Annotated in this window: 1 protein-coding gene; it reads left to right on the forward strand. The window is 69.0% G+C overall.

The genetic code is table 11. From position 1 onward, the window contains the following. A partial coding sequence (locus JANGC3_RS30070; protein ID WP_017879152.1) for a beta strand repeat-containing protein occupies positions 1–3,082 on the forward strand: 3,082 nt, incomplete at both ends.

Raw genomic sequence — 3,082 nt, forward strand, 5'->3', positions numbered from 1 at the left:
GCGGCAGCATCCTGGTCGGCGGCGATTACCGCGGCGCCAACGCGGCGGTGATGAACGCCGAGCAGAGCTACCTGGGCGCCGGCGCCACGCTCAAAGCCGACGCCACTGTGCGCGGCGACGGCGGCAAGGTCGTGGTCTGGTCCGACGGCGCCACCCGCGTTTTCGGCAACATCTCGGCGCGCGGCGGCGCCCACGGCGGCGACGGCGGCTTCGTCGAAACCTCCGGCCACTACCTCGACATGCAAGGCAACGTCGACACCACGGCGGCCAAGGGCGAGACCGGCCAGTTGCTGCTGGACCCGACCTCGATTTGGATCGCCGTCGACCTCGCCAGGGCGAACGAAGTTGGCATGGTCGGTGACGCCGTCACGCCGGACAGCGGCGGGAACTTCGCCGAATCCGGCACGGCGAGCGAGTCGCTGGTGACCACGGGCCGCCTGGAGACCTTGCTGGCTGGCTCGCACGTGACGGTGACGACGAACAATCCGAACGCCGCCGGCGCCGGCCACATCATCGTGGTCAGTCCGCTCGCCTGGTCCAGCGGCAAAAACCTGTCCATGGAAGCGGACGGCGGCATCTTTCTGCGCGCGCCGATCAGCGCGCCGGGCGCGACGCTCAACCTGCGCAGCGCCGCCGGCGAGATTCAGCAAAACGGCGGCGCCGCCGAGCTGACCGTGGGAGCGCTGATGGCCAGCGCCAGCGGCGGCGGGATCGCGTTCGAGGACTCCCGCAACCAGGTCAGCGGGCCGGTCGTGCTGACGGCGACGGCAGGGGTGACGATGCGCTTTCGCGGCGCGCTCAATATCGCCTCGGCGAACAGCGGCGGCACGCTGGACGTCAGCGGCAGCGGCCCGTTGACCATCAGCGGTAGCGTCGGCAGCGGCGGCAGCCCGATCTACCTGTCCTCGCTGGATGCCCTTAACGTGACGTCCACGGCGACGCTCGACAGCGGCAACGGCCAAATCATACTGCAGGCCAAGAACATGGATCTGCTCGGCTCTATCAACGCCGGCTACGGCGTGGTGAAGCTGGCGCCCTTGGCCGACGGCAACGTCGCGGTCGGTGTCGGCGCCGTCGACGCCGCTAACACGCTGGGCCTGAGCCAAGCCGAATTGCAAACCATTAAGACCAGTTCCTTGCTGACGGTGGGCGAGCTCTTCGGCGAAAGCAGCGGCAGCCTGGCGGTGGTCGGCAACCTCGACCTGAGCGCGACGCTGAACGCCAACGCCGCCAACGGCAACCTGTTGTTGCACACCGCCCAGGGCGACATCACGGTGGCCGCCGGCACGCAAACCACGCTGGCCGGCGCGCTGAACCTGCAAACCTCGCCCGGCGGGAGCTACCGGATCAGCAACGCCGGCACGCTGAAGGCGGCCGGCATCAACCTGTTTTCCGGCCAGATGACGCTGGCCGGCGGCGTGCTCGACGCGCCCTCGGTGAGCCTGGGCAGCTTGAATTCGATCGAACTGGGCGCCGGCGGCGTGCTGCCGGGCGCGCTGGTGTTGAGCGCCGCCGACCTGGACAGCGTGCCCGGCGCCAGCGCGCTGCATATCGAGGTCAACAGCGCCAACGGCGCCGGCGACATCCACATCGGCACCGCGCTGAGCCGCGCGGGCGACCTGAGCCTGTCGGCGACGCGCGAGCTGACGGCGACGGCGCCGCTCAGCGTCGGCGGCGTTTTCCACCTCTATCGCGGCAGCTGGGTGCAGAACGACGCCAACCTGCCGGGGTTTTCGGCGCGCGATTTCCAAATCGACCGCGGCAACACCGCCAGATTCCTGCGCGTCACCGGCGGCACCGGCGCCAGCGGCGCGCCCTACCAGATCAGCGACGTCTACGGCTTGCAGGGCATCGCCAGCCAGGGCATGGCCAACGAGTATGTGCTGGGCGCCGACATTGCCGCCGCCGGCACCGTCAACTGGAACGGCGGCGCCGGCTTCGTGCCGATCGTCGACTACGAGGGCCGCGGTTTTTCCGGCGTGCTCGACGGCGCCGGCCACGCCATTGCCGGCCTGGCCATCAATATGCCCGGCAAGGACGACGTCGGCCTGTTCGGCTCGCTCACCGGCACCGTCAAAAACTTGCAGCTGCTCGGCGGCAGCGTCATCGGCCGCAACAACGTCGGCGCGCTGGTCGGCCAGGGGGGCTTCGTGGAAGGCGTTTTCAGCAGCGCCAGCGTTAGCGGCCAAGGCCACGTCGGCGGCCTGGTCGGCCTCCAATACGGCAACCCCGACTCCATCCCCGGCATTCTCAAGTCCGGCGCCAGCGGCAACGTCAGCGGCGAGTACGGCGTCGGCGGCCTGATCGGTGGAACCTACGGCGTGGTCCAGGACTCCTTCGCGCTGGGTAACGTCACCGGCACCAGCAATGTCGACGTAAGCCATACGGACCTGGGCGGACTGGCCGGCATGAGCGTCGGCACTCCCTATAACAAGCTCATCAATGTGTACAGCCGCGGCGTCGTCAGCGGCCCGGGCTTTACCAATGTCGGCGGCTTGGTCGGCTTCAGCGACGGCCCTGTCAGTAATGGCTACTGGAACATCGAGAGTTCGGGCCAAACCAACGGCATTGGCTTGCGTGGCACCTCCGCCAGCGGCGCCGTCGCCGGCCTGACCGAGGCGCAAAGCATGCAGCAAGCGAGCTTCGCCGGTTTCGAGTTCGGCGGCAGCGCGCCGGTCTGGCGCCTCTACGAGGGCCGCACCGGTCCCTTGCTGAAAGCCCTGCTGACGCCGCTGGCGGCCGACGTCAGCGCCACCGCAAGGCGCGAATACGACGGCAGCCAGAGCCATTTCGCCGGCAGCATCGGCTACACCGGCCTGACCGGGGGCGACACCGGCGCCGACGGCGCGCTCGACTATACGACGGCGGCGCGCAACGTCGGCACCTACGCGCTCGACGGCCTGTGGTCGACCAAGTACGACATCACCTACTCCGGCAACACCAGCCTGACGATCGACCCGCGCGCGCTCACCGTCGGCATTGGCGGCAGCAAGGTCTACGACGGTTCGACCGGCTTCACCGGGGCGGTCTACACCATCAACCGCCTCATCGACGGCGACAATGTGACGGTCGGCGGCAGCGC

Source organism: Janthinobacterium sp. CG3, from assembly GCF_000344615.1.
Taxonomy (GTDB): domain Bacteria; phylum Pseudomonadota; class Gammaproteobacteria; order Burkholderiales; family Burkholderiaceae_D; genus Janthinobacterium.